The sequence below is a fragment of the Burkholderia sp. E168m23 genome (assembly GCF_016586125.1).
Lineage (GTDB): Bacteria > Pseudomonadota > Gammaproteobacteria > Burkholderiales > Burkholderiaceae > Burkholderia > Burkholderia orbicola.
In genome coordinates this window covers 1-1,111 of sequence record NZ_BCPP01001452.1, presented here as the reverse complement: position 1 = coordinate 1,111, position 1,111 = coordinate 1, and the positions used below count along the sequence as shown (strand labels likewise).

The window sequence follows — 1,111 nt, the reverse complement described above, 5'->3', positions numbered from 1 at the left end:
CCGAGCGCTTTCGGATGTCCGATGCCGTCGATCGGCGGCGTGCGCGGCACGATGCCCGTCGCGATCACCACTTCGTCGAATTCGCCCTGCAACAGCATCTCGGCGGTCGCGCGCGTGTTGACGTGCAGCGCGATGCCGCGCAATTCGATCTGCCGACGGAAATAGCGCAGCGTCTCGTTGAACTCTTCCTTGCCGGGCACCTTCTTCGCGATGTTGAACTGGCCGCCGATCTCGGCGCCCGCTTCGTACAGCGTGACCGCATGACCGCGTTCGGCCGCCGTGACCGCGAAGCCGAGGCCCGCCGGCCCGGCGCCGACCACCGCGATCCGCTTGCGCTGCGGCGCGGGCTGGATCACGAGCTCGGTTTCATGACACGCACGCGGATTCACGAGGCACGACGTGATCCTGCCGCTGAACGTATGGTCGAGGCACGCCTGGTTGCAGCCGATGCACGTGTTGATTTCGTCCGCGCGCCCTTCCCGCGCCTTGCGAACGAACTCGGCATCGGCAAGGAACGGCCGCGCCATCGACACCATGTCGCAATAGCCGTCGGCGAGCAGTTGCTCGGCGACTTCCGGCGTGTTGATCCGGTTGGTCGCGACGAGCGGGATGCCGACCTTGCCCATCAGTTGCCGCGTCACCCACGCATACGCGGCGCGCGGCACCTTGGTCGCGATGGTCGGAATGCGCGCCTCGTGCCAGCCGATGCCGGTATTGAGGATCGTCGCGCCCGCCGCCTCGATCGCCTGCGCGAGCCGGATCACCTCGTCGAGCGTCGAGCCGCCTTCGACGAGATCGAGCATCGACAGCCGGTAGATGACGATGAAGTTCGTGCCGACACGCTCGCGCACCCGCCGCACGATCTCGACCGCGAAACGGATGCGGTTCTCGTACGCGCCGCCCCACGCATCGTCGCGATGGTTCGTGCGTGCGGCGATGAATTCGTTGATCAGGTAGCCCTCGGACCCCATGATCTCCACGCCGTCGTAGCCCGCATGCTGCGCGAGCGCCGCGCATCGCACGAAATCGGCGATCGTCTCGTCGACCTCGTCGCTCGTCAGCGCATGCGGCGTAAACCGGTTGATCGGCGCCTTCAGCGCACTGGGCGCCG

General features: G+C 67.0%; 1 protein-coding gene. It reads right to left on the bottom strand.

Translation table 11 applies throughout. The features are described from left to right. Positions 1 to 1,111: FAD-dependent oxidoreductase (locus JMF90_RS38100; protein WP_201326446.1), on the bottom strand; the 1,111-nt coding region annotated here is incomplete at both ends.